At 64.5% G+C, this 26235-nt stretch carries 24 protein-coding genes and 1 tRNA gene; 13 read left to right on the top strand and 12 right to left on the bottom strand.

Going from position 1 to position 26235, the window contains the following annotated elements; genetic code table 11:
- Nucleotides 1–140 precede the first annotated feature (140 nt).
- Nucleotides 141–2309 (top strand): NACHT domain-containing protein, encoded by a 2169-nt coding sequence (locus AB0G16_RS08765; RefSeq protein WP_362800848.1) that lies wholly within the window; start codon nucleotides 141–143, stop codon nucleotides 2307–2309.
- A 31-nt stretch (nucleotides 2310–2340) separates the two neighbouring features.
- On the opposite strand, the gene AB0G16_RS08760 is transcribed toward AB0G16_RS08765, so the two are convergent.
- The 5 genes from AB0G16_RS08760 to AB0G16_RS08740 form a co-directional block, all read right to left on the bottom strand.
- Entirely contained in the window at nucleotides 2341–2919 is a 579-nt protein-coding gene (locus AB0G16_RS08760; RefSeq protein ID WP_362800845.1) for a DUF4365 domain-containing protein, read from the bottom strand.
- 165 nt (nucleotides 2920–3084) lie between these two features.
- Nucleotides 3085–4323, bottom strand: coding sequence for a hypothetical protein (locus AB0G16_RS08755; RefSeq protein ID WP_362800842.1), 1239 nt, complete (start codon nucleotides 4321–4323; stop codon nucleotides 3085–3087).
- Between the two features lie 536 nt (nucleotides 4324–4859).
- Complete coding sequence (locus AB0G16_RS08750) at nucleotides 4860–5468, bottom strand: HEPN domain-containing protein (RefSeq protein WP_362800840.1); 609 nt, start codon at nucleotides 5466–5468, stop codon at nucleotides 4860–4862.
- Nucleotides 5469–5481: 13 nt separating this feature from the next.
- Complete coding sequence (locus tag AB0G16_RS08745) at nucleotides 5482–6693, bottom strand: DUF262 domain-containing protein (protein WP_362800837.1); 1212 nt, start codon at nucleotides 6691–6693, stop codon at nucleotides 5482–5484.
- A gap of 224 nt (nucleotides 6694–6917) precedes the next feature.
- Nucleotides 6918–8228: a hypothetical protein gene (locus AB0G16_RS08740; RefSeq protein WP_362800834.1), complete on the bottom strand. Its 1311-nt coding sequence runs from the start codon at nucleotides 8226–8228 to the stop codon at nucleotides 6918–6920.
- Between the two features lie 306 nt (nucleotides 8229–8534).
- Between AB0G16_RS08740 and AB0G16_RS08735 the strand changes: the two genes are divergently transcribed.
- A complete protein-coding gene (locus AB0G16_RS08735) occupies nucleotides 8535–9257 on the top strand; it encodes a HEAT repeat domain-containing protein (RefSeq protein WP_362800831.1) in 723 nt (240 codons plus the stop codon).
- Between the two features lie 82 nt (nucleotides 9258–9339).
- On the opposite strand, the gene AB0G16_RS08730 is transcribed toward AB0G16_RS08735, so the two are convergent.
- Both AB0G16_RS08730 and AB0G16_RS08725 read right to left on the bottom strand, forming a co-directional pair.
- Nucleotides 9340–9813 carry an NUDIX hydrolase gene (locus AB0G16_RS08730; RefSeq protein ID WP_362800828.1) on the bottom strand — a complete coding sequence of 158 codons (474 nt, stop codon included), beginning with the start codon at nucleotides 9811–9813 and terminating at the stop codon, nucleotides 9340–9342.
- 41 nt (nucleotides 9814–9854) lie between these two features.
- On the bottom strand, nucleotides 9855–11069 hold the full coding sequence (locus AB0G16_RS08725; protein ID WP_362800825.1) for a helix-turn-helix transcriptional regulator: 1215 nt from the start codon (nucleotides 11067–11069) through the stop codon (nucleotides 9855–9857).
- A 308-nt stretch (nucleotides 11070–11377) separates the two neighbouring features.
- Between AB0G16_RS08725 and AB0G16_RS08720 the strand changes: the two genes are divergently transcribed.
- The 9 genes from AB0G16_RS08720 to AB0G16_RS08680 all read left to right on the top strand — a co-directional run bounded on the left by AB0G16_RS08720 (nucleotide 11378) and on the right by AB0G16_RS08680 (nucleotide 18692).
- Entirely contained in the window at nucleotides 11378–11791 is a 414-nt protein-coding gene (locus tag AB0G16_RS08720; protein ID WP_362800822.1) for a hypothetical protein, read from the top strand.
- A 470-nt stretch (nucleotides 11792–12261) separates the two neighbouring features.
- Nucleotides 12262–12996: a GntR family transcriptional regulator gene (locus AB0G16_RS08715; RefSeq protein WP_362800820.1), complete on the top strand. Its 735-nt coding sequence runs from the start codon at nucleotides 12262–12264 to the stop codon at nucleotides 12994–12996.
- A 126-nt stretch (nucleotides 12997–13122) separates the two neighbouring features.
- Nucleotides 13123–13572 carry a plasmid replication, integration and excision activator gene (locus AB0G16_RS08710; RefSeq protein WP_362800817.1) on the top strand — a complete coding sequence of 150 codons (450 nt, stop codon included), beginning with the start codon at nucleotides 13123–13125 and terminating at the stop codon, nucleotides 13570–13572.
- A 152-nt stretch (nucleotides 13573–13724) separates the two neighbouring features.
- Entirely contained in the window at nucleotides 13725–15137 is a 1413-nt protein-coding gene (locus tag AB0G16_RS08705; protein ID WP_362800815.1) for an FtsK/SpoIIIE domain-containing protein, read from the top strand.
- The gene (locus tag AB0G16_RS08700) at nucleotides 15134–15337 is read left to right on the top strand and encodes a hypothetical protein (protein ID WP_362800812.1); all 204 of its coding nucleotides are present in this window, start codon (nucleotides 15134–15136) and stop codon (nucleotides 15335–15337) included. The genes AB0G16_RS08705 and AB0G16_RS08700 overlap by 4 nt, the downstream gene beginning before the upstream one ends.
- The gene (locus tag AB0G16_RS08695; RefSeq protein ID WP_362800809.1) at nucleotides 15330–15488 is read left to right on the top strand and encodes a hypothetical protein; all 159 of its coding nucleotides are present in this window, start codon (nucleotides 15330–15332) and stop codon (nucleotides 15486–15488) included. The genes AB0G16_RS08700 and AB0G16_RS08695 overlap by 8 nt, the downstream gene beginning before the upstream one ends.
- Nucleotides 15485–17140 carry a replication initiator gene (locus AB0G16_RS08690; RefSeq protein WP_362800806.1) on the top strand — a complete coding sequence of 552 codons (1656 nt, stop codon included), beginning with the start codon at nucleotides 15485–15487 and terminating at the stop codon, nucleotides 17138–17140. The genes AB0G16_RS08695 and AB0G16_RS08690 overlap by 4 nt, the downstream gene beginning before the upstream one ends.
- Nucleotides 17137–17331 (top strand): helix-turn-helix domain-containing protein, encoded by a 195-nt coding sequence (locus AB0G16_RS08685; RefSeq protein WP_362800803.1) that lies wholly within the window; start codon nucleotides 17137–17139, stop codon nucleotides 17329–17331. Before AB0G16_RS08690 ends, AB0G16_RS08685 begins: the two co-directional genes overlap by 4 nt.
- Nucleotides 17328–18692, top strand: coding sequence for a tyrosine-type recombinase/integrase (locus tag AB0G16_RS08680; protein WP_362800800.1), 1365 nt, complete (start codon nucleotides 17328–17330; stop codon nucleotides 18690–18692). The genes AB0G16_RS08685 and AB0G16_RS08680 overlap by 4 nt, the downstream gene beginning before the upstream one ends.
- A 68-nt stretch (nucleotides 18693–18760) precedes the next feature.
- Here the strand turns inward: AB0G16_RS08680 and AB0G16_RS08675 are convergent, their stop codons facing one another.
- Nucleotides 18761–19303, bottom strand: a complete 543-nt coding sequence (locus AB0G16_RS08675) for a GNAT family N-acetyltransferase (RefSeq protein WP_362800797.1) — start codon at nucleotides 19301–19303, stop codon at nucleotides 18761–18763.
- 204 nt (nucleotides 19304–19507) lie between these two features.
- A tRNA-Tyr gene (locus tag AB0G16_RS08670) sits at nucleotides 19508–19592 on the bottom strand.
- Between the two features lie 374 nt (nucleotides 19593–19966).
- Here AB0G16_RS08670 and AB0G16_RS08665 point away from each other — a divergent pair.
- Nucleotides 19967–20461, top strand: a complete 495-nt coding sequence (locus AB0G16_RS08665) for a YajQ family cyclic di-GMP-binding protein (RefSeq protein ID WP_362800794.1) — start codon at nucleotides 19967–19969, stop codon at nucleotides 20459–20461.
- A gap of 288 nt (nucleotides 20462–20749) precedes the next feature.
- Nucleotides 20750–21646, top strand: a complete 897-nt coding sequence (locus AB0G16_RS08660; protein WP_362800791.1) for a hypothetical protein — start codon at nucleotides 20750–20752, stop codon at nucleotides 21644–21646.
- Nucleotides 21647–21663: 17 nt separating this feature from the next.
- Here the strand turns inward: AB0G16_RS08660 and htpX are convergent, their stop codons facing one another.
- The 3 genes from htpX to AB0G16_RS08645 form a co-directional block, all read right to left on the bottom strand.
- A complete protein-coding gene (gene htpX, locus AB0G16_RS08655; protein WP_362800788.1) occupies nucleotides 21664–22515 on the bottom strand; it encodes a zinc metalloprotease HtpX in 852 nt (283 codons plus the stop codon).
- Between the two features lie 73 nt (nucleotides 22516–22588).
- A complete protein-coding gene (locus AB0G16_RS08650) occupies nucleotides 22589–24436 on the bottom strand; it encodes an NADH-quinone oxidoreductase subunit N (protein WP_362800786.1) in 1848 nt (615 codons plus the stop codon).
- On the bottom strand, nucleotides 24433–26181 hold the full coding sequence (locus AB0G16_RS08645; RefSeq protein ID WP_362800783.1) for an NADH-quinone oxidoreductase subunit M: 1749 nt from the start codon (nucleotides 26179–26181) through the stop codon (nucleotides 24433–24435). Before AB0G16_RS08645 ends, AB0G16_RS08650 begins: the two co-directional genes overlap by 4 nt.
- Nucleotides 26182–26235: the final 54 nt, after the last annotated feature.

The following is a 26235-nucleotide window of genomic DNA, read 5'->3' as shown; positions in this document are numbered from 1 at the left end:
CCATCGCTACAGCGAGAGATCAAAGCACAGTCAGACTCATTCTGTTAGGCGCTCTTAGGTGGCACCAGCTCTTGCAACGTTCGGATTAACCTTGCACCTGGTCGCCTTCCGCGACGTTTTCGTTACGCCACGATGAGGTCATGTCGGGACGCGTTCTGAAATGGGCAGGCTTCATCGTGTTCATCACCACGATGAGTGCGATGGGCCTCTACCTGTTCACCCGGGACGGGCTGGACGTGGCCGATCAGTCAGCCAGCGTGATCGGCGCGTTCATCGGCCTGAGCAGCCTGGCCCTGACGCTGTACGGAATCCTCGCCGACCGTCGCGCCCGCTCGACTTCACCGGCGGCGGACCCCAAGGAAACCATCTCCGCGGCCAAGAAGGCGCTGAACGGCCTGGTCTTTCAGCAGTGGCGTACCGAGGCGGCCATCCGGTCTCTGGATGATCCCGAGCCGATCCCGATCTCCTGGCACCTGGTCGACGACGTGGGGGTGATGGACCATCCGCGACTGGTCGGCGAGCACCTGTTGACGTTCAGGGGCTCCAGCGACCAGATTCCCGGGCTGGCTCAAGCTTTTCGTAAGTTGCGGCGCCGGCGGCTGGTCATCACCGGCGGTCCCGGCAGCGGCAAGACCACCCTGGCCATCCAGTTGCTACTGCACCTGGCGGGCCCGGGACGTGATGCGGCTGATCCGGTGCCGGTGCTGGTGCCCGTCAACGGCTGGGACACCGCCACCCATCCGCGGCTGCACGACTGGCTCGCCACCCGCCTGCCTTCGGACTACCCGGCGTTGACCGCCCCGCAGTTCGGGACGGACGCGGCCAAGGCTCTGCTCGATCACGGCCACATCCTGCCCATCCTGGATGGCCTGGACGAAATTCCTCCACCAGCCCGCATCGCGGTGATCTCGGCGTTGAACCGGTGGCTGGCCTCCGGTGATCAATTCATTCTCACCAGCCGCACTACCGAGTACGGCCAGGCGGTCAAGCAGGCTGGGGACGTGCTCACCGCCACCGCGGTCATCGCTCCGGCCGCCATCACTCCTGACGACGCTGAAACCTACCTGCGCACCACCCTGCCACCGACGCCCCGCCACGACTGGACCCCGATCTGGGCCGGGCTGCACGACGGTTCCCGCCCAGGCCTGAGCCGGCTTGCGGAAACCGCGTTGGGACTGTGGCTGATCCGCGCCGTCTACATCACCCCTGCCGCTGACCCCGCTGCGCTCACCGGCGCCTTGGCCCAGCAGGAGACGACGCTGCGAACCCACCTGTTCGACCACCTCATTCCCGCCGTCATCGACGGCCGACCTCCCAGTAGCGACCCCGCCGACCACTTTCGGCCCCGCACCGCCTGGAACCCCGACCGTGCCCGCGATCACCTGACTTACCTGGCCCGCATGCTGCAAGACCATGACACCTACGATCTGGCCTGGTGGCATCTCGCCCAGCACACCATTCCTCATACCGAACACCGCCGCATCACCTGGCAAGCCGGACTGCTGAGCGGGCTTATGGTCGGGCTCACGTTCGGGCTCACGTTCAGGCTCGCGTTCGGGCTCGCGTTCGGGCTCGCGGGCGGAGTCGGGCTCGTGGTCGGGGTCGGGGTCGTATTCGGGGCCAGGGTCGGTGGCTGGTTCAGCGAGACCCCTGGATATGCCGATCTACATCTGGCCGGCTTCATCAAACGCGGGCTCACGGTCAAGCCTGCGGACTGGTTCCTGACCATGCTGCTGAGCGGGCTCATGTTTGGGCTCGCGTTCGGGCTCGTGGTCGGGCTCGTGGTCGGGCTCGTGGTCGGGCTCGTGGTCGGGCTCGTGGTCGAGTTCACGAGGAGGATGATTGAGTGGGCGGAACAGCCCGTGTCCTCCACGGTCGCGACCGCACCACTGACGAGTTGGAAAGCCGACAGAACCCTGACACTGTTACGAGCCATAACGTTCGGGCTCGTGTTCGGGCTCACGTTCGGGCTCGCGGTCAGGCTCACGGTCGGGCTCGCGGGCGGGCTCGCGGGCGGGCTCACGGTCGGCCTCACGTTCGGGCTCGCGGGCGGGCTCACGTTCGGGAATCACCATGCTTGGCTGGCTTACACCATCGCCGTCCGACGATTGGCCAGAAAGAAGCACTTGCCCCGCAAGCTGATGGCATTTCTCGACGATGCCCACCGTCTCGGCCTGCTCCGCACCGTCGGCCCGATCTACCAGTTCCGGCACGCCGAGCTCCAAGACCACCTTGCTGCTCTGCCCCTACCGAGCAGTAAGCCCACCGGTACAGCCACCACACCAAGATCCACCGGAAATGCCATTTGAATCCGAACACCCCCACCCCACGTCGTTCGGATCAAACTGACACTCTCCAGCTCATCGGTTCCGCTCTGGCCACCTTGAGCCGGAACGGACAGGACGCCTCGAACTCGGCACCCGCCATCTCGCCAAGCCGTACGCGCAGCGCTTGATTACCCTGGTAACGGTTCGCGTACTGCCGAGCCTGCAGGACGAAAGCGGCAAGGGAAGCATCGTTCAGCCTGTCCGTGGAACTGACCGCGATGGTCGTCAGCGCCTCTCGTGCTCGGCGCGCCCGAAGCAGTTGCTTCGTGGCATTCGCCCAGTGCAGAGCACCGGTCTCTGGGTCATGAACGACACAAAACACGGGCACGTTGCCATCAGCCCAGGTATCGGCATGATGACCGACCAGAACGCCATACCCGCCCGCCCTGCGCCAGGAGGTCCCACCTTTGACTTGGACTTTGATCATATCGCCTGTGACCTGGCCGTCCTCGGTAAAGGTGACGTGCAGGTCCTCGCCGAAGTCGTTCTGACCGTCAATCTCTTGAACGATATGGTCATGCTGTTCTAGCAGCGTACGAAGCGTGTTAACGGCGGCACGGCCTGGTTTGCGACTCTTAGGAACACTGGGCAACTCTTCTCCCTTCGTCAATCAAGATATGACTCAACCACTACAGGCAGGCGAGTGGACGCGGCATCAACCTGGAGCTGGAGGCCATCGCCGGAGGCGTCGTCTGTAACGGTGGGGCAAGCAGCGCTGACGACCAGTCTGCTGACGTGCAAGAGCGGGCCATCTCTTTCACCTGCGAAAACGATTTAGGTAGTGCCATTCGAAGTAGTGACGGCTCTCTTCAGTGAACGATAGGCAAGCCCGGCCGGCGAGATTCGAGAGTCGAGTTGCGAGTAGGTCATTGCTCTCCGAGGTCGCTGCGACGATCTTTCCGTCCTGATCCACTGAGATGTAGCCCGTCTCATAGAGGGCATCACAACCGAACTGGCACGCTGGCATCGCGATGTGTGCGAGGTTACGGCGCTCTTCGTCGGTGCAGAGGCTTCGCACTTTGATGTGAGCGGCGACAAGGAAGCGCACGGGCAAGGTATCGCCGCATAGGGCGCACGTTGCAACGGTGTCTGACCCAAAGAGCAAGCGGCGCAAGCGAGCTTGCTCTCCGCGCTGGGTGGCGGTGACCGGTCGGTCCAAATCGCCTTCGTAGCTGAAGCTCTCCCGGTCGTGCTCCACCGTTTCAAGCGCATCGGGAGGGCGCACAGCGATGATGGGTGGAGTTCCTTGCCTCAGCTCGACCCCCGGGAGGGTAAGAAGCACTGCACCGATGAAGGCGCTTCGATAGCCCACATCATCGGGGTGAATCGTGACGCTGCCCTGGGTCCGAAGTGTGGTGAGCGCAGCCTGTAGGTCTGCGATCGGGACGAGCTGGCCATCTGGTGATCGATCGGTCGCGAGGCGAACGTTGGGCGGCTGTACATCGAGGATGCGGTTGCAGCGTCCGGTGACGGTGGTGATCTCCTCACCGAGAAGTCGCCGAAGCAGGTTGGCGGCGCTGTCGTTCGCCTCCGCGGGAAGCACAACGGGCATGTCGGCGAACCGGTCAGCGAACCGCTCCATGAACCGGCCGCCAAAGTCATCGTCAAGTCGGAAGAGATAGCCCTGGTTGACGCCACCTTTAACGTTGAACGGACCGCCGGATGATGAGTGGCTTGTGCGCCACTGTTGGGGAATCTCATCCAGCAGGACTGGCTGCGTCGCCTGTCGGTAGGCCGTCCGTATAAGCCAACCGTCCTGATCCCAGTCCTCTGACAAGTCATTCGGTCGAAGGGCATCGACTGCTGCGGCCGTCACTACACTCAGCGCACGCACCTTGGATGCGTAGTGGATCACGCTGTCGCCGGGACACACCTCAGTCATGGTGTTCCAGTGCGACTTACGGTGTCCGCGCTTGTCAAACTTGGGCGCCCAAAGGATCCCGGCTGCGTGCTCTTGATCAAAGGTGTGCCGCTGATTCACCCACCAGATCGCCATACAGCAAATCCCTCCTCGCTCTAAGAGTGCTCAGAGTAGAGAACGTGACCGACATAAACGGCGATCATGACCCCGGGGATGAAAACCGGTGCACAAACTGCAACCCGCGCAGGGTTCGAACTGCGCGCCGCGCACGCCTCCGCCCGCCTGATCATCCCGTCTGCCTCGACCCACCGCGAAGCGGCAGCAGGCCGGCGACGGAGGGGCAAGCCCGTCTTCGAGTGTCCGTTCACCCGTCGCTCTTCCTCGTGCATAGGACGCCAACCGTCACAGACGGGCTTGAGCCGGAGGAGCTGGCCTGCTGGGCTTGCCTGGGTCGAGGTAGACGGGATGATCAGGATCACCTCAGCCAAATACGGCCCTTTGGTCGCGTACCAGCGATCATCCTGGAGTCGAGTGCCCCCGCCGGAGGCATAGCGGTTTTCAGGATAACCACATTCCTAAAGAATTCTGTCTCTGCGTGTTTCATACAGTCAGAAATCTGATTGCAGGAATGGCGATCGGCTAGCATGGGATCAATCAAATCCACTGCTTCTTCATTTAGTTTGAAGAAGTTTGTCGATATCTCGAAAGCCCGCATGAATTTCACGCACGGTCTTATGTTCATGGTACGGGTCTATTCTTACTTGAATCTTGCCTGTCTGATGAGCCGTTGTTCCTCGTGCTGTGGCCCACGAATCGAGATTACTTAACCAGGTCGTATCGATTTCGTGTTCTAAACAGCCTATTGGTAGTAATATCTTTAGGATGTTCTTCTCTTTGATTCCGTGGTTCTTATTTCTCACGTACCAACTATAACTGTTCTTTTCCGCGTTGATGCGCGATTCCAAGTCCGGCGATCTCCTCTGCGGAGGTGCGAGAATCGAAGTAGGAGGAGAATAAGGTGTTTCCTTATATGCAAGGAGGGCTAGCAAGGATGGTCTAATCGCCCCGCCAGACTTCCAAACCCGAAATGCTTCTTCTACCACTTGAAGAGCTCGATCTTCGATAAAGGATTCGAATTCTGCATGAGCCAGTACGCGAAAGGCCCGCGTTCGCTCATGGATTCTATCCGAATACGAGCCGACAGGAGAAAATTTAGTCGGAAGAAGATATGTTCTAAGCTCCGTTATTCTGCGCGACAGGAGCGAAAATCTCTGGGGCATCTAAGGGTTCCGTTCAGGGCGCAAACCTATTGCCGCGGAACTCGGGTAGCTTAATGTCTATGTCTAGGGCGCCAGAGAGTGCCTTCCCCCAGAGCGACAGTCGTCGATATGTATTCTCAGGTGTTTTAGTTGTTGTCTGGATCGACTCTACGAAGAACGGGTTTTCATCACATAGCTGCTCGAACGCTCGGTGAACATTTTCGCCCGCTAGAGGAATTGCTGATCTGACTTCCGAACGGCTAAAGTAGTACGTCATGATGTCGAATACGGCCCTGTTGAACCTTCCTTCGTATTGGCCCTCCGACCACCGATAGAAAGCGTTCTCACCAAAGGCCTGGAAAGTAGCTTCGATCGCTTTCTCGCACTCGTAACCTACCGCTTCGATTTTTGAAGAATTCGCCTCCCATTGCTTATTGAGCTCATCTACCGTATCGTCGAGGAATTTCTTTAAATTTCCAGCGTATTCCGTCATGCGGAACTGGAATGCGTAGTACCTAAGTAGAACTTCCACGTCTTTCATGCGGAAATCAGGCTTTTGAATCCGCAGCGCTTTTTGCAGCCATTCGCTGCCGGATGCCTTGTCGTCCAGAAAGTCTGTGAATTTGCCGGGATGCAGTGCCTGTCTAAGTTCCTGGGGCGAAAGCTTAACGCTTCCAGTGTTCAAGCGCAGGAAGACCAAATTAAGGAAGTCCTCGTTAGGCCATCGTCGGATCACAACCGTTCTAATCGTCTCATTGAGAAAAGCGTTGAGGTCATCGATATTCTGGGGATTGTCCTCAAGCTTCTTGAGGGTGCTTAACCTCAAGTCGTCTCGCACTTCTAGTCCGGACAGCGAGAATCCTTTGAACTGCCCTTCATTGTCGCTTCCTGCGAATGAAGACCCGGCTGCGAATTGGCGCAACGCGAGTAGACGTTGCTTGCCATCAATGACGATGAACTTTCCTCGGCTTTTTTTGTCCTCGGCTAGGACAATTTGAGGAATTGGGAGGCCAAGGATAAGGGACTCGATGAATTTGCTCTTCCTAGGCTTGTCCCATGCGTCGCGGCGCTGAAAACGTGGATTGAGCTGAATGTTGCCTCGGCGAAGTTGGCTAAGGATAGTTTCTGCTGTCCAGTCGGTGTCGGTTACGACTGCGCGGGTTACATCTTCGGAACTCACATTTTCTGCCGCGTCCTCCTCTTCTCCATCTTGGTCATCCCAGATTTCATCGTTCACAAGTGTCATGATTTTTCCTTCCTATATCGCAGCTTGACCTAGACTAGCGGATCCGCCTACCACACGTCGATGCTTTAGACAGATCGCCATCGCGAATGTCCTCTTGAGCCACATGGCTAGGTGGTTAATACTTGAGTTCTATTCGCGTTCTCGTTACTTTTTCATTGAGCAAAAAATTGTCAGTAACGCAATCCAGCCTATCTACTTGCCAACGGAATCCATATCTCGCTGGTCTACATAGGACTATCCGCCATTGATGAATCGTCCGGAGTTTGCGAAGAGAACCAGAGCACCATCCCAAGCGTAGAGGCTAAACCAAGATCTTCCAAGCGTTGGAGAGCTTCTGAGGGAGTGACTTGGTACTCGCTCTCTACGCGCTTACTCACCTTCCCAGCTTCTCTCTTTATTTTCTCAATCGTCTCTTGCGTTGCGGCATCTTCGCGATCTTTTCGATAGCTGAGTATCCCATCAAGAAAGAGAGTCGCCAGGATTATAGGCCCAAAGAAGCCCGAAAATATTTTGATTGCTACAGCAATGCTGCCAATCGGAATGAGTCCATCTACACCATTCAGCGCTAAGGAAGATAGCGTATAATGCAGAAAATCGAGCACCGAAAAGCTGCGTTCGAGATTAAACTCTGCCGGATGGAACTTATATACGGCTATATTGATAGCGGTTAGTACCAATGTTGCATATACGAACATGAGACCATAAGAGATCATCCCGATGGCAAACGGGGCCGGACCTTTGCGGTATTTAACGAGGCGATAGGCATAAAAATCGCTAGCTTTTATCACCATGAGCGCATTGGCTAGATTTTGAGTTACTTCTTGTGTCTGCTTCTGATTGAAGCGTCGGGCGCGACTCCTACTTACTACAGGAGGGAGCGACGCCCATTGCATTACTTGCCCAGACTGAAGAATCCGCTGTGCCGTTGAGGCGTGAGCCTGTAGAAATCCGCGAGGAGAGAATATCCGGATAAGAGCACGGCTAAAGGTCCACAACATGCATATTGCCAAAGTGATAGCAAGTATAGGCATCAGCGTTGGCGGCTTAACACCAGCTATTAAAAACAAGCAGCAAAGCTCGGTGACTCGGACCGTGACGCTTGATTTAAAGTTGCGCCCTACTGAATATACAATTTGAGTAAGGCCGATTGCTACATCCCAGCTCCAAAATTTGGACAGCTTCAACGGCACATGCCAGAATACAAGAATCAACGGAAAGAAGGTTATGTATATAATCCACCATACATATCGCCTAAAGAAATGCACGAGTCCAACAAACAAGACGGCCACAACCAAGATACGCAGATCGAGTATCCATGGCGAGTTGGGGAAAGCTGCCACGATCAATGCATAGTCCAGATTGATTACGAATACTTTCGTAATCAAATACATCCAAACAGTAATAGCGACTATTTGGGCCGTCCGAAGTCGTCGCGTGGAAGATAAGGATGCATCATTCTGAGCTGGCAGAACTTTCGGTTTTGGTTTCTTTTCTTGCTTCTTAGGTGAGAGCCTGTCCCATAAGCCGTCTGACATTCGTTCCTCCCTTCACCGATGCTAGAGGGTTCGCCCGACAGAGGCCGTGGTTACGTGGCTCTCTAGTCGCGAACGTAACCGATCGGACACTCGATCCTATTGATCATGATGTGTGGAGGGATGCTTGTCCGGCGGCCCGAGCACGGCCGCGCGCGAGAACGGCCCCCAGGCCGCACGCGCAGCGTGCGGCCGAGCGCAGGGCCGCGAGGCGGCGCGGAGCGCCGCCCTTGATACCCCATAAGAACAATTCGGCAATGTCAGGGTGGTGTACTGCTGGCACCAGCCAACCCGGCAGACTGGACGGCTATGACGGAGGAGGACATCGCACGGCTTGTCGAGCTGCTTGACGACGACTCAGACGACATCGCAGAGGACGCGATGCAGGAGTTGATGTCGATCCGGCCGGGCGTTGCTGGGCCGTTGACGGCCGCAGTCCCTCATATGCGTCGTTATGGCCAGCTCTGCGCCATCGAGATCTTCCAACACCTCGGCGATGCCGGTAGCGCACCGGTACTGATCGACCTACTCGACAGCGAGCACGAGACGGTGCGCGAGTGGTCGGCTGACGCGCTGGCGCAAATGGGCACTGAGGCGGCGGTACCCGCGCTGCAAGCGGCTTACCGGCGGCTCCGGGCCACGGGTACACCGCCGGACTTCACTGAGCCGGTAGCCCTTCGTCGTGCGTTGACCGTACTGGGTGCACGGCGACAGGTGTTGCCACCGTTGACCGCTTCCTTGCAAGTCTCGACAGGGCCGGACGCGATATGGCCGGCAGCACGGCTGGAAGAGGTCATCAACGACCTTGCTGAGCACAACCAGATGGTCCTGTACTTCTCGCTGTGGACCGTTACCGACACCGGCACCTACTGGACCGACCACGAAACCCTAAGCCGGGAGTTCGACCCTCATGCACCCTGGCCGCAGGCAGTCGCCATCGCCGGCGAGACGGCCCTGTTGGAGACGGCGATCATTCCCGCTCGCGAGAACCTCGTTGCTTTCGTGGAGTGGATCGACGAATCGGATGTGTGAGATCTCGTAGACGAGACATCGGGCTGGAGGTGAGTTCCGAAGACCCTCTGCCTGAAGCTCACCTCAAACACGGTGGCATCGATTACTTCGGCAACTGCTGGCCATGCTCCAGATACAGCGGGCGGCCGAGGCTGCGAGCGGTGACGGCGGCCAGGACGCGCTTGGCGAGTCGTTCGATCAGCAGGCCGGGCAGTTCCTCGACGGAGTGGAAGTCATAGCTGGCCAGTTCGTCGGCTCCGAGTCGGATGCTGTCGCGCATGCTCGGGCTGAGGGTTCCGCCGTCGAAGAGGAACAGGACCTTGTCGCCTTCTTCTGGGTGGGGTGCCCAGTCGACCGCGAGGAGGTCGCCGATCGGCGGTTGGATGCCGAGTTCTTCCTGAACCTCGCGTACGCACGCTTGGAACGGAGTCTCGCCGGGCTCGATGTAGCCGCCGGGGATGTCCCGGTAGTCCTTGTAGTGAGGGCGGACCAGCAACAGACGGCCGTAGTCGTCGAAGAAGAGTGCCCCGGCTGCGGCGCGGGGGGTGGCCATGGGCGGGGTCTCTTGTCCGGTCATGATCCCTACGGTACGGGAAGTCCGCCCGGCGTGGCGGTCGCTCAGGTGACGCGCAGGCGGCGAGCGAGATCAGTGAGCCGGTGGCTGGGCTTGCCCTTCTGGCGACGGATCCAGTTCAGGACCAGTTGACGGCTGAGGTAGTGGTGACGAATCTGCTCGGGGGCGAGATGTTCAGCCTGAAGGAGGGCACCTAATGCCTCGTCGGTGCGGTTCCACAGGCTGAACGCCTGGGCGACGGCGATTCCATGGCGGGCCCGACGCTCGATCGGCAGAGCGCTGGTGTCCAGATCGGGGCCGATGTCGATGGCGACCTGGATGTCTCCCAACTCGATGGCGGTGGCCACCTGGTGGATGGCCACGTTGGTAGGGCCGAACGCGGTCCAGACGTGGTTGGCATCGCCTCCCAGTCGGCGGGCCGATTCCGCGGCTTCGGCGAGGAAAGCGCGGGTGGTGGCGCGGTCATCGGCGCGGGCTGCGGCCATCGATCCTGCGAGGAAGAGTGTGCCGTGTACCGACAGAAGTTCGGGGCTCGCCTGGGGTAGGTCTGCTTGGAGAAGTCCGGCGGCGTCGCTCGTCAGTTGTGATGCGGCGTCATAGCGGCCGTTGGAGAGCAGAGCGTGGGTGACGGATCGCAGGAGTGAAGCGACAACGATCTGATCTCCGGAGCTTTGCGCGTAGGTCAGGCCCCGTTCCGCGGCGATCCAGGCCAGGTCGCTCTCCCCGATCTTGACGAGGATGCTGGTGGCTGCGTGGTAAGCCTGGCCGAGCAGGCTGAGGGCTTGGATGTGCTGGTCACCGTGGTAGGCGCCGGCGGCGTGGTGGGCCTCGGTCAGAAGTGCTGGCAGGCGGCGGACCACGAGGCCGTATCGGGATGCCTGGTAGGCATGCCAGACGTCGGCGATCTCGTTGCGCAGTTCACAGAGGCTGGGTGGTTCGTAGGCCTGGGTGAGGGCGGCGAGTGGAGTGAGCTGGCGATAGTCGGTGATCGCCGCACGCAGTGCCGGGACGGTGCGGTCTCCGCTGTCCGGGCTCCAGTCGAGGAGGGACGGCTCGGCGAGAAGGTCGCCGAGCGCGACATCCAGAGCAACCGCTAGAGACTTGATCACCGATAGACGGTCAAGCTCGATTCGGTCGTTTTCTACTTTGCTGAGCCAATCGACCGTGCGACCGACGAGTCCGGCCAGGACTTCTTGTGACATTCCGCGGCGTCGGCGATACCACGCTACGCGTTCCCCGATGGTCAGGTGATCCGTCATGCCTCGCATACCGATCAGCCTCGCATGAGTACCTCGGGGACCCCGGAATTCTTTTCCGGGGCGGAGCGGCCACTTGTTCCTAGTGTCTCGGCTAACGGAGAAGGCGTCCATTGCGACGGAGGAAAAGGAGTGGATACGACGGGCTCACGAGAGACCGGCGAGGAGAGCCGCTGCTCGGCCTGCCGGGGCAAGGGGTGGCGGTATGCGCGGGTGAGCGCGACTTACGGCGCTCAGGTCATCGATGGTCGGCGGGCTCCAAGAACGCGGAGCGATTGCTTCGACTGCGCTGGAAGCGGACGGCAGGAGACATGACAGACACGCTTGTTTGGTGGCGACCGGCTGAGCCGATGACCAACGGTCCTTCATATGCCGCTGTGCGCCTCGCCGAGGAACTGCGCAATCTGGAAATGCCTGCCGACATTCACCATGGCGTCGGAATCGCGCTTGTTTCGGTCTGGATCGACCTGGTCGTCTGGACCAACGGTGTCTCGTATCACTGGTGGTCGGGGAACACGTCGGCGCATGGGCGTTGGCTCTATGCGTACAGCCCGGTGAGTGATCCGCTGACGGCCGCTCGCCGGGTCGCGGTTCGGTACGCGGACCTCCGTGAGGGGCATCCGTTGTCGAAGTTGGTCGAAGAGGCCCAACGCGTCCTTCCGGATGATCGCCGGCCGGTGGACCTGCGCGGACAGGATGTCGTCTCGTCCGCGTGGCCGGAGTGATCGGTATGACCGTCAGCGAGTTGAACGCCGTCTATGGCAGGCGATGGAGGATCTCGGCGTCCCTTGGGGGTGGGTGGTATGCGGTGCGTCGGGATGATCTCTCCAGGGAGAGCCTTCAGCGTGGCCTGTCTTATGTGCGCTGCGGGCAGACCTTGGAGGAGTTGGCCGGTCGTCTGGCTGCCGAGAAGCGAATTGAAGAGCAGTGGTGGGCCGTGAGTCTGCAGGACGAGAGTCTCAGCCCTGCTACCGGAGTTCCATCGAAGCGGGCGCGACGGCGAGGTTGATCCCTGCTGGTGTGCTTCATCCAGTAGACGTGTCCCTCTCTGTCGCGCCTCGGCCCGGCAAGCCGGCCCCGAAGGGCTCCCACACCCAGGCTTGCCGGGCCTTCCACGTCCATAGGGGGGGAAGATCATCGCTCTGATGCTACGCTCAACCTGATAGGACATGTTAAAGCTGGTAAGGCGGTTGTAATGGCATCTCCACGTGAGGACGGCCTCAAGTACGAACGCGTACTGAACGCCTTGAGGTCGCGCATCGCGGACGGGACCTACCCGCCAGGGATGATGTTGCCCTCGCAGAGCCGGCTTGTCGCTGAGTTCGATGTGTCACGGCCCACCGTGATCGAGGCGTTGCGCCTGCTCCGCCAGGAAGGCTTGATCGAGTCCCAGACCGGACGTGGTTCGTTCGTGCGCGGGAAGGTGCCTTCACTGAGCACGGAACGCGCGCATCCCGGGCAGAGACTCCTGGATCTCGCCGAGTCGGAATCTTCCGCCGAGTTGCTACAAGCCGGGATCATCGTCGCCCCTACTCGGGTCACCGCCCTGCTTGATCTGCCTGCCGGGTCCAAGGCGTTCCTGCGGCAGTACGTTCTCAGCGATGAGGACGGTCCCATGGAGTTGATCTCAGCGTGGTTCCCTATCGACCTGGTCTCTGGGACCAAGTTGACCTCGCCTGAACCCATGAATGAAGGGATCCGGCGCCACTTGTACGGCCGCAAGAGGCTTCGATTGGATTACGCCGTCGAACGCACGCTCTCACGGGCAGCGACGACGGACGAGGCACAAGCCCTGAAGATGTCCGTCGGCGCGCCGGTGCTGAATCTCGTGGTGACCGGACACGACGCCGACGGCAGAGCGCTCCAGCTCGTTGATGCAGTCCTTCCGGGAGATCGCCATGAACTGCGTGACGCCTACCCGCTGACCTGACCCCACCTGAACAGTCGCTCCTAAGTTCCAACTTGACATGACAGGTTGAGGATCCTAGTTTTATGGAGCAACCTAATAGGTCAGGTTGAGCTTTAAGTCTTTCCTGTAAAGCTAGGAGAATCCGTCATGGCTATCCAAGGCCCCATCCCGATCCGCTTCGAGCAGGTCTTCCCGCACGGCTGTTTCATCGTCGGCGAGGTCGAGCAGGTCAAGGACTTCGACGCCTCGTCCAAGGGCCGCACCGTCTACGCCAAGGACAAGAACACCGGAGAACTGGTGTGGCAGGTCGCGGTCATGGACGCCGACCCCACCGTCAAGGCCGGCCAGAAGACGGTCTCGGTCAAGATCCTGTCCCCGGTTCAGCCGATCGTCCCGGCCGCACTGCCGGGCCTGCCGTTCGTACCGGTGGAGTTCGACGGCATGACCGTCACCGCCTACGTCGCCCAGAACACCGGCCGCCTGGCCTGGTCCATCCGAGCCACCACGATGCGGCCTCCCCGCGCCGCTGCAACTCCCACTCGGCAGGGCGCTACGGCGCCGGTCAAGGAGACGGCCGGTAAGGACGTGGCCGCATGAGCGAGCACAAGCCCCACGCCTATGTCACCGCGTCGACCACTCCGCCCAGTGAGGTCGCGGCCTGACACGTAAGCGGGGCCGCCAGAAGCGCCAACTTCCGGCGGCCCCTCGGTTCTCCCTCGGACGCGAATTCAAGGAAGGCCCCCAGCCTAATGTTCAAGAAACTGCCCGGAGACGAGGCACAAGCCCTCGTCTCCACCACCCCCGATACCGCCGTCGTCTTCCGCCCGGCCGTCCTTCGCACCCCGGCGATCGTCACCATCGTAATCTTCGTGTGGCGGCTGCTGGCCGGTGCGCTGCGGTTGCTGTGGCGCCACCCCGTCGCCTCGGCCGTTGCGCTCACCCCTGGCGCGGTCACCTACGTCTGCGGCTGGCGTTGGGGCCTCAGCCTCATCACCGTGGTCCCCCTCGGCCTCACCGTCTGGTTCCTGCTGGCTCGTCCCTCGTTCCTTCGCTTGGTGGGCTGGCGGTTGCTGGCCTGGTGGCGGCTGGTGTGGGTCTACCGGCGGCACTGGCAACCGGTGATGATCATCTCTGGGCTCGGACGACACATCCGCGGCCGGGACTACCTGCCCCGCGTCGTCCGCGTCACCTGCACCTCGTGGGCCGACGTGGTCACAGTGCGAATGCTCACCGGCCAAGCGGTCAAGGACTGGGCCGACCGCACCGAGCACCTCGCCCACGGCTTCGGTGCCCGTTCCTGCCGGGTCTCCATCGCCCGCTCCGGCCGGCTGCTGCTCGTCTTCCCTCGCCGTGATCCCCTCGCCACTCCACTCCCGGCCGTACCGGTCCCAGATGAGGCGTCGGTGGGGCCGGTGGAGGTCGGCAGGTGCGAGGACGGCACCCCCTGGTTCCTGAAGGTTCACGGCACTCACGTCCTGGTCGCCGGTGCCACCGGGGCGGGCAAGGGCTCGGTCATCTGGTCGGCGATCCGCGGCCTGCTCCCCGCCACCCGTACGGGCCTGGCACAGATCTGGGCGCTGGATCCCAAACGGATGGAACTGTCCTACGGCCGTGACCTGTTCGGCGACCGCTACGCCGCCAACCCGGCCGACTGCGCCGATCTCCTGGAAGCGGCCGTGAAGATCATGCAAGAGCGGGCCGATCGCTACGCCGGGCTCCAGCGCTCCCACACACCCACCCTCGATGACCCGTTCGTCCTGGTGGTGGTCGACGAGGTGGCGTTCCTGACCGCCTACCAGTCCGACAAGGGCCTCAAGCTGCGCATCTCCGCTGCTCTAGCGACGCTCACCACGCAGGGCCGTGCGGTCGGCTTTGGGGTCCTGGCCGCTTTGCAGGACCCGCGCAAGGAGGTCATGAACATCCGCAACCTGTTCCCCGACAAGATCGCCCTCCGCCTGGACGAGTCCGAGCAGGTCGACATGGTGCTCGGCGACGGCGCACGCGACCGCGGGGCGCTGGCCGATCACATCTCCCCCATTCCCGAGCAGGGTGCCGGCATCGGCTATGTCCGGCTGGAGACCTCACCCGACCCGATCCGGGTGCGTGCCGCCTATGTCTGCGACAGCGACATCCGCGCGATGGCCATGGAGGTGACCGCATGAGGGTCTGCTTCTACGGCACCAACGAGGAAATCACCCGCCTGTGTGAACGGCCCGTCCTGGCCGTCCTGGGACCGCGCCACGCTCAACCCGTCTTGGCCTTCGAGCTGTTCAACGTCCGCATCACCGCCGACCCCTACCAGAGCATGTTCCGGCTGGCCGCCGACCTGAACGAAGTGCAGGAGAGGGGCGAGCGTGACTGAGCTGGCCTACATCCTCGACGGCCTGCGCTGCTCGGCCTGCCACGCGGTCAACACGCTGTGGCTGGACCTGATCCGCTGCCTGGTCGAATGCCGCGACTGCGGACAAGGCGCACTCCTCGACCCCGGCGACACTCATGAGGAGGGCGCGTGAGCAATCCCAACGACCGCAGTCTGTCGCGCGCCGAGCGTCAAAGGATGCCGCTCGCGCTGGATGTGGCGGTGGAGATCGCAAAGAACAACGGGGTGTGCATCCGGCCGGTGGTCCTGCGGCGGCTCGACACCCACACCGGCCTCACCGAGGACGTCAACGTCCCCTGCGGGGCCACCATGGACGCCAAATGCCCCTCCTGCGCCAAGCGCAACCGCTACCTGCGGATGGCCCAGTGCCGGGAGGGCTGGCACCTGGACGCCGAACCCTCGATCACCCCGGATCAGCCCAACGAGGAACAGCTGTGGCTGGTGGAGTTCCGCGCCGACATGCAGGCTCAGCGCGATGCCGCCGACAAGGCCGGCGACGACACCACCGACCTGGACGCGATCCTCACCGGCCTGGATGACGAGATCGACGCGGCCGGGATGCGCGGCACCCTGCTCGGCCGTGCCGCGGGCAAGCGCAACCGCTCGACCCGGCGACGCCAGGACGCCCCCGAACTGCCCAGGAAGGTCCGGCAGAACACCACCCTGGGACGGACGTTCACCAGCTCCGACGGGATGGTCTACCGGCCGTCGCTGTTCGTCACGCTTACGCTTCCCTCCTACGGCAAAGTGCGCAACGGCGTGCCCGTCGATCCGGACAGCTACGACTACCGGCGGGCGGTCCGGGACGCGCTGCACTTCTCCAAGCTCGTCGACCGCTTCGTGCAGAACCTGCGCCGCGTCGCAGGCTATGACGTGCAGTACTTCTCTTCGGTCGAACCACAGAAGCGACTCGCGCCGCATCTGCACATGGCCATCCGCGGCACCATGCCCCGCGCCGAGGTCAAGGCGATCGCGGCGGCCACCTACCACCAGGTGTGGTGGCCCCCGGTCGACGAAGTGCGCTTCGAGGGTAATCACCTGCCGGTATGGGCCGAACGTCCCGCACGCGAAGACGGCACCCCCTACCCGGACGGTCAGAACGGCGACTACCTCGATCCAGTCACCGGGGAAGTGCTGCCCACCTGGCGCGAAGCGCTCGACCGGCTGGATGCCGACCAGGAGGCCGAACCGCTGCACGTGGTCCGCTTCGGTCCCCAGGTCAACGTTCAAGGCGTCTTGGGTGGCACCCCGGATGCCGACCAGTGCATCCGCTACCTGAGCAAGTACCTGACCAAGAGCCTCGGCGACACCCTCGACGCCGACAACACCGCTCAACGCGACCACGCGGCCCGCATGGTCGAAGCACTGCGTTACGAACCGTGCTCCCCGGCCTGCTCGAACTGGCTGCGCTACGGCATCCAGCCCAAGAGTCCCAAGGCGGGCATGGCGCCGGGCCGGTGCCGCAGCAAGGCGCACAAGCCCGAACACCTCGGCTACGCCGGCCGTCGCGTCCTGGTCTCCCGCAAGTGGTCGAACAAGACCCTGTCCGAGCACAGGCGCGACCGCCGTACCTGGGTCATGGAAGCCCTCGGCCTGGCCGACAAGCCTGTCGACCCGCGCCGCTACGTCTGGAAGCCCGCCCCGGCCGGCGACGGCGACATCCCCTCCCTGGCTCTGCGGCTGCTGCGCATGGTCGCCGAACGCCAGCGATGGCGAGCAACCCTGCTCACTCTGCAAGAAAAAGCGACAGGACAAGATCTTTCGGCAATGAGGGAGGCGGCATGAAGGAGGACGACGACGAGCTCATGACCGTCCCGGAGATCCTCGACAAGCTCGGCGGAGTCTCCGTGCGGACCCTCTACCGCTGGCGCGAGATCGGCAAGTTCCCCCGCGGCCTGCGACTCCCCAACGACGAGATCCGCCTCCACCGCAGCGAGTTCGAGGCGTGGCTGGAAACCCTCCGGGAGGCGGCGTGAACACCTCGTACGACGTCAAGTTCTTCGAGATCAGCCGGAACAAGTCGAGCAAGACGCCTTCGTACGTGGTGCGCTGGGCGGTCGCCCGGAAGCGCTCCTCGAAGACTTACCGCACCAAGGCACTCGCCGAGAGCTTCCTGTCGGACCTGCGGCAGGCGGCCAAGCGGGGCGAGGCGTTCGACATCGAGAGCGGTCTCCCTCTGTCGATGATCAAGGCCAAGGACGCCCGGACCGTCCTTGAGTTCGTCGCGGCCTTCATCGAGATGAAGTGGCCCCACGCGGCGGCCAAGAGCCGGGACAGCATGTCAGACGCGCTCGCCACGGTCCTCCCCTCGCTGACCAAGGACCGTCCCGGCCGTCCCGATGCCGAGATCATGCGGACGACTCTCCGGAAACACCTCCTCCTTCCGGAGAGCAAGAGGGCCGAGATTTCCCCGGAGATGGCACAGGCGGCCCGCTGGCTCCAGTCCGCGTCGCTTGACCTGACCGTCCTGAACGACGCCAAGACGGTACGGCTGGCACTCGACGCGCTCGCCCTCCGCCTCGACGGCAAGGCGGCGGCTCCGAACACGATCGCCCGGAAGCGGGCCGTCTTCCATGCCGTGCTGGAGTACGCGGTGGAACTGGAGGAGCTGGACGCCAACCCACTGCACAAGGTCACGTGGAAGCCGCCCAAGGTCACCGAGACCGTTGATCCTCGTGTGGCGGTCAACCCCCGGCAGGCTCAAGAGCTGCTCACGATGGTGACCTACGTGGGCGGGCGTGGTCGTGGCCGGCGGCTCATGGCGCTGTTCGCCTGCATGTACTACGCGGCGCTACGCCCGGCTGAGGCGGTCGGCCTGCGACTTCAGGACTGCCACCTTCCGCTCAAGGGCTGGGGGCGGCTAACGGTCGACATCTCCCGGCCCGAGGTCAACACGCATTGGACGGACAGCGGGAACGCCCACGAGGAGCGAGGGCTCAAGCACCGGGGCCGGGCCGACGTACGTCCGGTGCCGATCCCGCCGGAACTGGTCGCGATCCTTCGTCGGCACATCGAGGAGTACGGGACCGGCGCGGACGGGCGGATCTTCCGTAGCGAGCGTGGCGGCGTGATCGCGTCGACGGCCTATACCGAGGTGTGGCAGGAGGCTCGGAAGCTGGCCTTCACCCCGGCGCAGGTGGCCTCTCCCCTGGCTCGCAGACCGTACGACCTGAGGCACGCGGCGGTCTCTCTCTGGCTCAACGCGGGCGTCTCGGCTCCTGATGTGGCGGAGCGGGCCGGGCACAGCGTTGACGTCCTGCTGCGGGTCTACGCCAAGTGCCTCGACGGCCACAAGGACGCGGCCAACAAGCGAATCGGTGACGCGCTTACCGTATGACATGCCTGTCGTACGACCAGGACCTCGGAGACGCTCCGGGGTCCTTCTGCATTTCAGAAAACCGGTTCTCAGCGCGCCACCCTAGCGGCCCGAACGGCGGCGGGAACCTCCTGAAGATAGAGCCGGAATCCTTCCGCTTCCGGCTCGAAGCCCAGCGAGGTGTAGAGGCGGTGGGCACCATCGCCGGCATGGCGCTTGTGGGACAGAAGCTGGACCTTGTTGCACCCCGCGGACCGAGCGTCACCGAGCAGTCGCCGCATGATCGCGGTGGCCACGCCCGTGCGGCGATGATCGACGGCGACCACGACCGCCTCGACGAACGCAGTAGGGGCACAGCCATAGGTCAGATTCGGCATCGTCATCAACGTCGCCGTCCCGACCACCTGATCGTCGACCTCGGCGAGGTAGACGGTGAGATCGTCGGATCGCATCATCCGTGCCCAGGTCCGCTGTTCAAGATCCGAAGCAGTGCGGGAGGAGTCATCTTCGGGATCCTGCTCGGCGGCGTAGACCCGCAGGACCGCCGACAGGTCCTCTGGACGGGTGGTCCGAACGGTGCACGGTACGACAGCGTCCATCATCTGATCAGCATGCCCGTCGTGGGTGACCATGGCCACCAGGCGCCTGCGAAGCCGAGGGAACAGACGTTGGCCGGCAAGGCGCTGGGAAACTCAGCGCGACCTGGGAAAACACGGCCAAGATCATTGCACGCATATTGGTGGAGTGGTGACATGCGGCTGCTTCCGGCTGCCTGCGGTTGCATGTCCTGGAAACGCAAAAGAGGCCCCGGAGGGCCTCTGAGCTGCTGTTTCTGCTGGTGGCAGGTGCAGGACTTGAACCTGCGTAGGCTGAGCCGACGGTTTTACAGACCGCTCCCTTTGACCACTCGGGCAACCTGCCGCGTCCTCCGCTTGCGGCGGCGACAGGAAGAAGAATAGCGGACTTCAGCTGGTGACGTGACATCGGCGGCGCGCGCCGCCCGATACCTGCTCTCACCTGGGCTTTCAGGACACATCAGTTGTTCACGGTGGCCACGGGTGGGGCCTGAGGGGCGCATGGGAGACGTTCCGGCGGCCATGACCGGGGGCGCGGACCCGGCGGGGCCGGGGTGGGACATGCCACCGCCTCGGCATCGGCGGGAGATGCTGGCTAGGCTGATCCGTTACGTACGCGTCTACCGAACCGGCTCGCGGACGCCGCCGCGCTTCGGGGTCCGCGGCACCTGGGAGCCGGGCCGTGGCTGATAGTTCTACCGGTTCAGAGGGGATTGTACTTTGGCGGATTCATCGTTCGACATCGTCAGCAAGATCGACCACCAGGAGGCCGACAACGCGTTGAACCAGACGCTCAAGGAGGTGGGGCACCGGTTCGACTTCAAGGGCACCGGGGCCGCCATCGCCTGGTCGGGGGGGCAGAAGGCGATCGAGATCAAGGCCAACAGCGAGGAGCGCGCCAACGCGGTCCTCGATGTCTTCAAGGAAAAGCTGATCAAGCGAGGGCTCTCGCTCAAGATCCTGGACGCGGACGAGCCCAAGCTGTCCGGCAAGGAGTACCGCCTGCTGGTGACCCTCAAGGAGGGCATCGACCAGGAGCACGCCAAGAAGATCTCGAAGATCATTCGTGATGAGGGTCCGAAGGGCGTCAAGGCACAGATCCAGGGCGACGAGCTGCGCGTGAGCTCGAAGAAGAGGGACGAGCTGCAGGAGGTCATCGCCCTGCTCAAGGGTAAGGACCTGGAGATCGCCCTTCAGTTCTCGAACTACCGTTAGCCCGCCGGGCGCTCGGCGCCTTGACCGGGAGTCCCGTGATTCCCGTCCTTGATCGGGGCACATCCAGGGCACACGGCCGGGGCAGGAGGTCTTCATGCCCCGGCCGCTCACCCGCCGGAGGCGGCACGGCCGCCCGGTCGTCGATAAGCCCGGCACCGCGGGCCCGGCGAGCGTGCCGCGGGCGGGCGGCGACATCCGCGGCGACACCGCCTGTCGGCCCTGGTCGAGGCGTACAGTGGCCGGTACGTAGCGGACGCCCCCGTTGTCCGGAAGATTCGGGGGTTCTGCGTGCGATCGTTCCGCCGCCTGGGCGTCTGCGCCGGTGTGCTCGCCATCGCCGTGGGGGCTCCTCTCCCGGCGCGGGGCGCGGACGTGCGGTCTCCGGCCCGGTACGCGGGCCTCGACGGGTGCCTGTGCGCGCCGTGGAAGCTCTGGGGCCGGGGTGGCGATGTCGTCGATCTCACCGACGCCCGGGTGTTCTCCTCGCGCGGACGGCGTGCTCCGCTGGCCCTGTCACCGAACGGCAGGCATGTCGCGTACTTCCATCTCGGCAGCGGGGCGCTGACGGTGCGGAAGGTGATCTCGGGCGCGGTACGCGCGGTGCCGGGCGTGACCTGGTCGAGTGCCATGCGCGCGACGCGGATCGACCTCTCTCCGCGCGGACGGTACGCGGTGCTGGGAACCGGAGGGGAGTACCGGATCCTGGACACCCGCAGCGGGACGGGCCTCACGCTACGGCCGGGGTTGCGGCCGTGGAGTTTCAGCCCTGACGCGGAGTTCGTCCTGGTGGTGGATGACGCGTTCCAGGCGAAGGTGTACTCGATGTCGCCCTTCGCCGAGCGGGGACGTGTCCCCGTGGGAGGCGCGCTCGGGCCGGGAGGCGAGACCGTCGCCCACTTCACGGAGGGCGATGCCGGTATCGGCCTGTGGAGCGTGCCGTCCGGCGCCCCTGCCACGGGCGTCCCGGTCGCCGTTCCGTACGGCAGGACACCGACCCGGCTGCGCTGGAACGTCGCGGGCCTTCTCGATCTGCAGACGGTCGTCTCGCGCCGGGCCAGGAAGGGGGGCGGGAACCGCTACGGCTGGTACCGGGTCGATCGGGAGACGGGCGGGACGGAACGGATCGCCGGCTTCGTCGTGCCCGGGTCGGTCCACCACCCGATCGTCGCCGGGTTGAGCCCGTGACCCGTCCCGGGTGTGGATCAGCGGCGGTAGCCGGCCATCCGCTCCAGGCGGGCGACGCGCTCCGCGGTGGGCGGGTGGGTGGAGAAGATCCTGCTGATCCCGGTGCCGAGGAAGGGATTGGCGATCATCAGGTGTGAGGCGGAGACGATCCGGCCGTTCTCCGGGAGCGGCAACCGGCGGGTGCCCATCTCGATCTTCCTCAGCGCCGAGGCGAGGGCCAGCGGGTCGCCGGTGAGCCGGGCCCCGGACTCGTCCGCCTGGTACTCGCGGGAACGCGAGATGGCCATCTGGATCATCCCGGCCGCGACCGGGCCGAGCACCATCATGAGGAGCGCGCCGATGAAGCCGGGCCCCTCGTCGTCCTCGCCGCCTCCGAGGAAGAGCCCGGCATAGCCGAGGTAGGTGATCATGGTCGCGAGCGCGCCGGCCACCGAGGAGATCAGGATGTCCCGGTTGTAGACGTGGGAGAGCTCGTGGCCGACGACCCCGCGCAGCTCGCGCTCGTCGAGGAGCCGGGTGATCCCGTAGGTCACGCAGACCGCGGCGTTGCGCGGATTTCGCCCCGTCGCGAAGGCGTTGGGCTGCATGGTCGGCGAGACGTACAGCCGGGGCATGGGCTGGCGGGCCTCGGTGGAGAGCTCGCGCACGATCCGGTAGAGGACCGGTTGCTCGACCTCGCTCACCGGCCGGGCGCGCATGGCGGACAGCGCCATGCGGTCGGAGAAGAAGTAGGTGACGGCGTTGACCGCCAGCGCGATCAGGACCGCGATCTGCACGCCCGCGCCACCCCCGAGCCACGCCCCCACCGCGATGATCACCGCGGACAGTGCGCCGAGGAGGACCGCGGTACGCAGACCGTTGTGGTGCACTACATCCCCCTCCCGGTCGACGCCGACTCACCTGTGACAACGTCTTCGTCCAGGTCGAACGTTCCCGAACGGCTCAGTCTGCGGCGATGAGCGCGGCGGGGACGAGGTCGAGGACCAGCTGGGGGGCGATCGAGAAGGCGATCGCCACGATCGCCGCCAGCGCGACGGCCACGCCGGCGGGCAGCCACCCGCTTCCGCGTCCGCCCCCACCGGGGGCGGCCGTGCCGAAGCCGCCTGTGCGGGAGGCTTCCGTACCGTCCCTGCTCGTGCCGGAGGCGTCCGTGCCGACCCTGGCCGTGCCGGAGGCGTCCGTGCCGGAATCGCTCGGTGCGCGCTCGCCCGTTCCGGTTCTCCCGGCCGCCGGGGCTCCGGCGGCCGGGAGAGCCGGAACCCGAACGGGAGTGAAGATCCGCACGACCCAGGTGACGTAGTAGTAGAGCCCCACGACCGTGTTGACCGCCATGACCACGGCCAGCCAGCCGCCGTCGGTGCCGAGCAGCTCCCGGAACACCACGATCTTGGCGAAGAGCCCCGCCAGCCCCGGGGGCAGGCCCGCCAGGCAGATCAGGAAGAAGGCCAGCGCCAGCCCCGCCGGAGGGCTGCGGAACACCAGTCCCCGGTAGTCGTCGAGCCCTCCGCCCCCGGGTCCCCTCGACACCAGCATGACCACGGCGAAGGCGCCGAGGTTCATCGCCGCGTAGAAGACCAGGTAGGCGATCGAGGCGCTCATCGCCTCGCCGTCCCTGACCCCCAGGGGAGCCAGGATGTAGCCCGACTGGGCGACGGAGGACCAGGCGAGCAGGCGGACCGCGTTGCGCTGGCGCAGGGCCAGCAGGTTGCCCACGGTCATGGTCAGAGCGGCGATGATCGCGACCAGCGGGACCCAGGTGGCGCCCTGGCCGTCCAGGGCGACGACCAGGATGAGGATCAGCCCGGAGAACCCGGCCGCCTTGGAGACGACCGAAAGGAGGGCCGCGACCGGCACGGGTGCCCCCTCGTAGACGTCGCCCGCCCACGCGTGGAACGGCACCGCGGCGACCTTGAAGGCGAACCCGGCCAGAACGAGCACCACGGCCACGGTCACCACGGCGGGCGGCACCTGGCCGATCTGCTGCAGGGCACCGGCGGCGCCGTCGACACCGGCAGCACCGGCGACACCGGCGGCACCGCCCGGATCCGTGGAACCGGGGCCTGGGCCGGTCGCCCGGAGGGCGTGGGCGATCCGGTCGAGGTAGACGGTTCCGGTCGCGCCGTACAGCAGGGAGACGCCGAAGAGCATGACGGCCGTGGAGACCACCGAGACCAGGAAGAGCTTCACCGCCGCCTCGGAGCCGCTGCCGTCGTAGCGCCTGAGCGCGGTGAGCGCGAACACCGGTAGCGAGACCAGCTCCAGCGCCACCACCAGCATGATCAGGTCGCGGGAGGCGGGAAGGGCGACGGCTCCCACCAGCGTGCAGAGCAGCAGGAAGTACCACTCGCCGACGGGGATGTCCTCACGGGACAGCTCGGTCGCCGACAGCAGCACCACGACGACTCCCGCGACCAGCGCGAGCCCCGCGAAGATCAGCGTGAAGTCGTCGACCACGAAGGAGCACGGTGCCGCGGTGGCGGGCACGGTGGCTCCGGGCGCGGTGGCCGCCGCGGACGCGGCGTCCGGGGGGACGAGGGCACCGATCGCCGCGCGGGAGGAGCCGAGCAGCCCTTCGGGCACGCAGAAGGTCCTCAAGGGCTCTCCGGCCCGTACGGCCTGCGAGACCACCGTCGCCAGGGCCGCGATCACCCCGGTCAGCGTGACCGCCCCGAGCGCCTGCCGGACGTACGCCCTGCGGGGCAGGAAGGCGTCCAGCAGCAACACGAGCCCGGCGAAGAGCGCCAGGATCAGCGGCGGCGCGATCGCGTGGTAGTCGATGGACTGGATCACGGCGCCCCCAGCAGGGTGCGGACCACCGGATCGGTGACGGCGAGGAGAAGCTTGGGCCAGAGCCCGAACAGCAGGATCAGTACGACCAGCGGCACCCAGGCGGCCAGTTCGTGGCCCATGACGTCGGGCAGGAGGGATCCTCCCGTGGAGGAGGGCGGACGGCCCGCCGCTCCCTCCTCGGGTGTTCTCGAGCTCCGCGAGCTCCGCGAGCTCCGCGCGGCGGCCTCCTGCGTCACCGTGCCCTGTGCCGCCACGGCCCTGACGTCGGCGGCCGCCGTGTCCTCCTCGATGCTCGTAGGGCCCGTGGAGGCGGGGGCGCCCGTGGCGGCGGCGGTGAGAACCGGGGCGTGGACGGTCTCGGTGCTCCTGCCGTGCGTGACGCGGGAGAGCATGAGCAGGAAGTAGGCGGCGGTCAGCACGGTGCCCAGACCTCCGAGGGCCATGAAGACGAGGTAGAGGGGGCCGGGCAGACCCGTGGCGGGGCGGAAGGCGCCGAGCAGGGCCAGCATCTCCCCCCAGAAGCCGGCCAGCCCCGGCAGCCCGAGCGAGGCGACACAGGCGAAGGTGAGCAGCGAGCCCAGGCGCGGAAGGCGCGTCAGCATGCCGCCGCCGAGCACGCGCATGTCGGAGGTGCCGTAACGTTCCTTGATCGCTCCTGCCACGAAGAACAGCAGGGCGGTGATCAGGCCGTGGGCGATGTTGCCGAACAGTGCCCCGTTGACCCCCACCGGGGTGAGCGTGGCGAACCCCAGCAGCACGAAGCCCATGTGGCCGACCGACGAGTAGGCGATCATCCGCTTGAGGTCGCGCTGGGCGAGGCAGGCCAGGGAGCCGTAGACGATCCCGGCCACCGCGAAGGCGCCCAGCCAGGGAGCCGTCGCGGCGGCGCCGTCGGGCAGGACCGGGATCGCGATGCGCGCGAAGCCGTACGTGCCCATCTTGAGCAGTACGCCCGCGAGGAGCACCGAGCCGACGGTCGGGGCCTCGGTGTGGGCGTCGGGCAGCCAGGTGTGCAGCGGCCACATCGGGGTCTTGACCGCGAACCCGATGCCGACGGCCAGGAAGGCGATGATCTGCACCGAGCGGGACACGCCGGTTCCCCGTGCCTCGGCGAGGACCGTCATGTCCAGGGTGCCGGTCTGCGACCAGATGAGCAGCAGGCCGAGCAGCAGGACCACCGAGCCGAGAAGGGTGTAGAGGATGAACTTGATCGCCGCCGCCCGGCGGGCCCGGCCTCCCCAGACGGCGATCAGGAAGTACATCGGGATGAGGACGATCTCGAAGAACACGAAGAACAGCAGCAGGTCGAGCGCGAGGAACGTGCCGACCATGCCGACCTCGAGGACGAGCAGGGTGAACACCATCGCCCGTGGCCGGTCGCCGCCGGACCGCAGCAGTTGCCCGGGACCGTCGGCGCGTCCCCGGCACAGGTAGACGAAGCAGAGGAAGGTCAGCAGCGTGGTCAGCACCACCAGGGGGAGCGAGATCCCGTCCACGCCCAGGTGGAACCTGAGGTCGAGCCCGGGGACCCAGGCCAGGTCGGTCGCGAACTGCACCCGGGCGGCGTCGCCGTGGTCGAAGGCGACGGCCAGCACCACCGACAGCGCGAACGTCACACCTGAGACGGTCAGGCCGTGCGCCCGGAGCAGCCGCCCCCGGGCCGCGGTGTCCGTGCCGGAGGGCACGAGCAGCGCGACGGCCCCGGCGAGCGGCAGGCCGATGAGCGCGAGTGGCACCCAGCTCATGGAGGTCAACGGCGCGTCACCGCCAGACGGACGAGGGGCGGCACGACGAGGGCC

The organism is Streptosporangium sp. NPDC023615 (genome assembly GCF_040640155.1).
Classification (GTDB): domain Bacteria; phylum Actinomycetota; class Actinomycetes; order Streptosporangiales; family Streptosporangiaceae; genus Streptosporangium.
The sequence above is the reverse complement of the archived record's forward strand: the minus strand, read 5'-3'. Positions and strand labels throughout refer to the sequence as shown.

Coding starts and splice junctions, on each gene's coding strand:
- AB0G16_RS08765 (WP_362800848.1), top strand. CDS start 141: ATGTCGGGACGCGTTCTGAAATGGGCAGGCTTCATCGTGTTCATCACC.
- AB0G16_RS08755 (WP_362800842.1), bottom strand. CDS start 4,323: ATGGCGATCTGGTGGGTGAATCAGCGGCACACCTTTGATCAAGAGCAC.
- AB0G16_RS08750 (WP_362800840.1), bottom strand. CDS start 5,468: ATGCCCCAGAGATTTTCGCTCCTGTCGCGCAGAATAACGGAGCTTAGA.
- AB0G16_RS08745 (WP_362800837.1), bottom strand. CDS start 6,693: ATGACACTTGTGAACGATGAAATCTGGGATGACCAAGATGGAGAAGAG.
- AB0G16_RS08740 (WP_362800834.1), bottom strand. CDS start 8,228: ATGTCAGACGGCTTATGGGACAGGCTCTCACCTAAGAAGCAAGAAAAG.
- AB0G16_RS08735 (WP_362800831.1), top strand. CDS start 8,535: ATGACGGAGGAGGACATCGCACGGCTTGTCGAGCTGCTTGACGACGAC.
- AB0G16_RS08730 (WP_362800828.1), bottom strand. CDS start 9,813: ATGACCGGACAAGAGACCCCGCCCATGGCCACCCCCCGCGCCGCAGCC.
- AB0G16_RS08725 (WP_362800825.1), bottom strand. CDS start 11,069: ATGACGGATCACCTGACCATCGGGGAACGCGTAGCGTGGTATCGCCGA.
- AB0G16_RS08720 (WP_362800822.1), top strand. CDS start 11,378: ATGACAGACACGCTTGTTTGGTGGCGACCGGCTGAGCCGATGACCAAC.
- AB0G16_RS08715 (WP_362800820.1), top strand. CDS start 12,262: ATGGCATCTCCACGTGAGGACGGCCTCAAGTACGAACGCGTACTGAAC.
- AB0G16_RS08710 (WP_362800817.1), top strand. CDS start 13,123: ATGGCTATCCAAGGCCCCATCCCGATCCGCTTCGAGCAGGTCTTCCCG.
- AB0G16_RS08705 (WP_362800815.1), top strand. CDS start 13,725: ATGTTCAAGAAACTGCCCGGAGACGAGGCACAAGCCCTCGTCTCCACC.
- AB0G16_RS08700 (WP_362800812.1), top strand. CDS start 15,134: ATGAGGGTCTGCTTCTACGGCACCAACGAGGAAATCACCCGCCTGTGT.
- AB0G16_RS08685 (WP_362800803.1), top strand. CDS start 17,137: ATGAAGGAGGACGACGACGAGCTCATGACCGTCCCGGAGATCCTCGAC.
- AB0G16_RS08675 (WP_362800797.1), bottom strand. CDS start 19,303: ATGGTCACCCACGACGGGCATGCTGATCAGATGATGGACGCTGTCGTA.
- AB0G16_RS08645 (WP_362800783.1), bottom strand. CDS start 26,181: ATGAGCTGGGTGCCACTCGCGCTCATCGGCCTGCCGCTCGCCGGGGCC.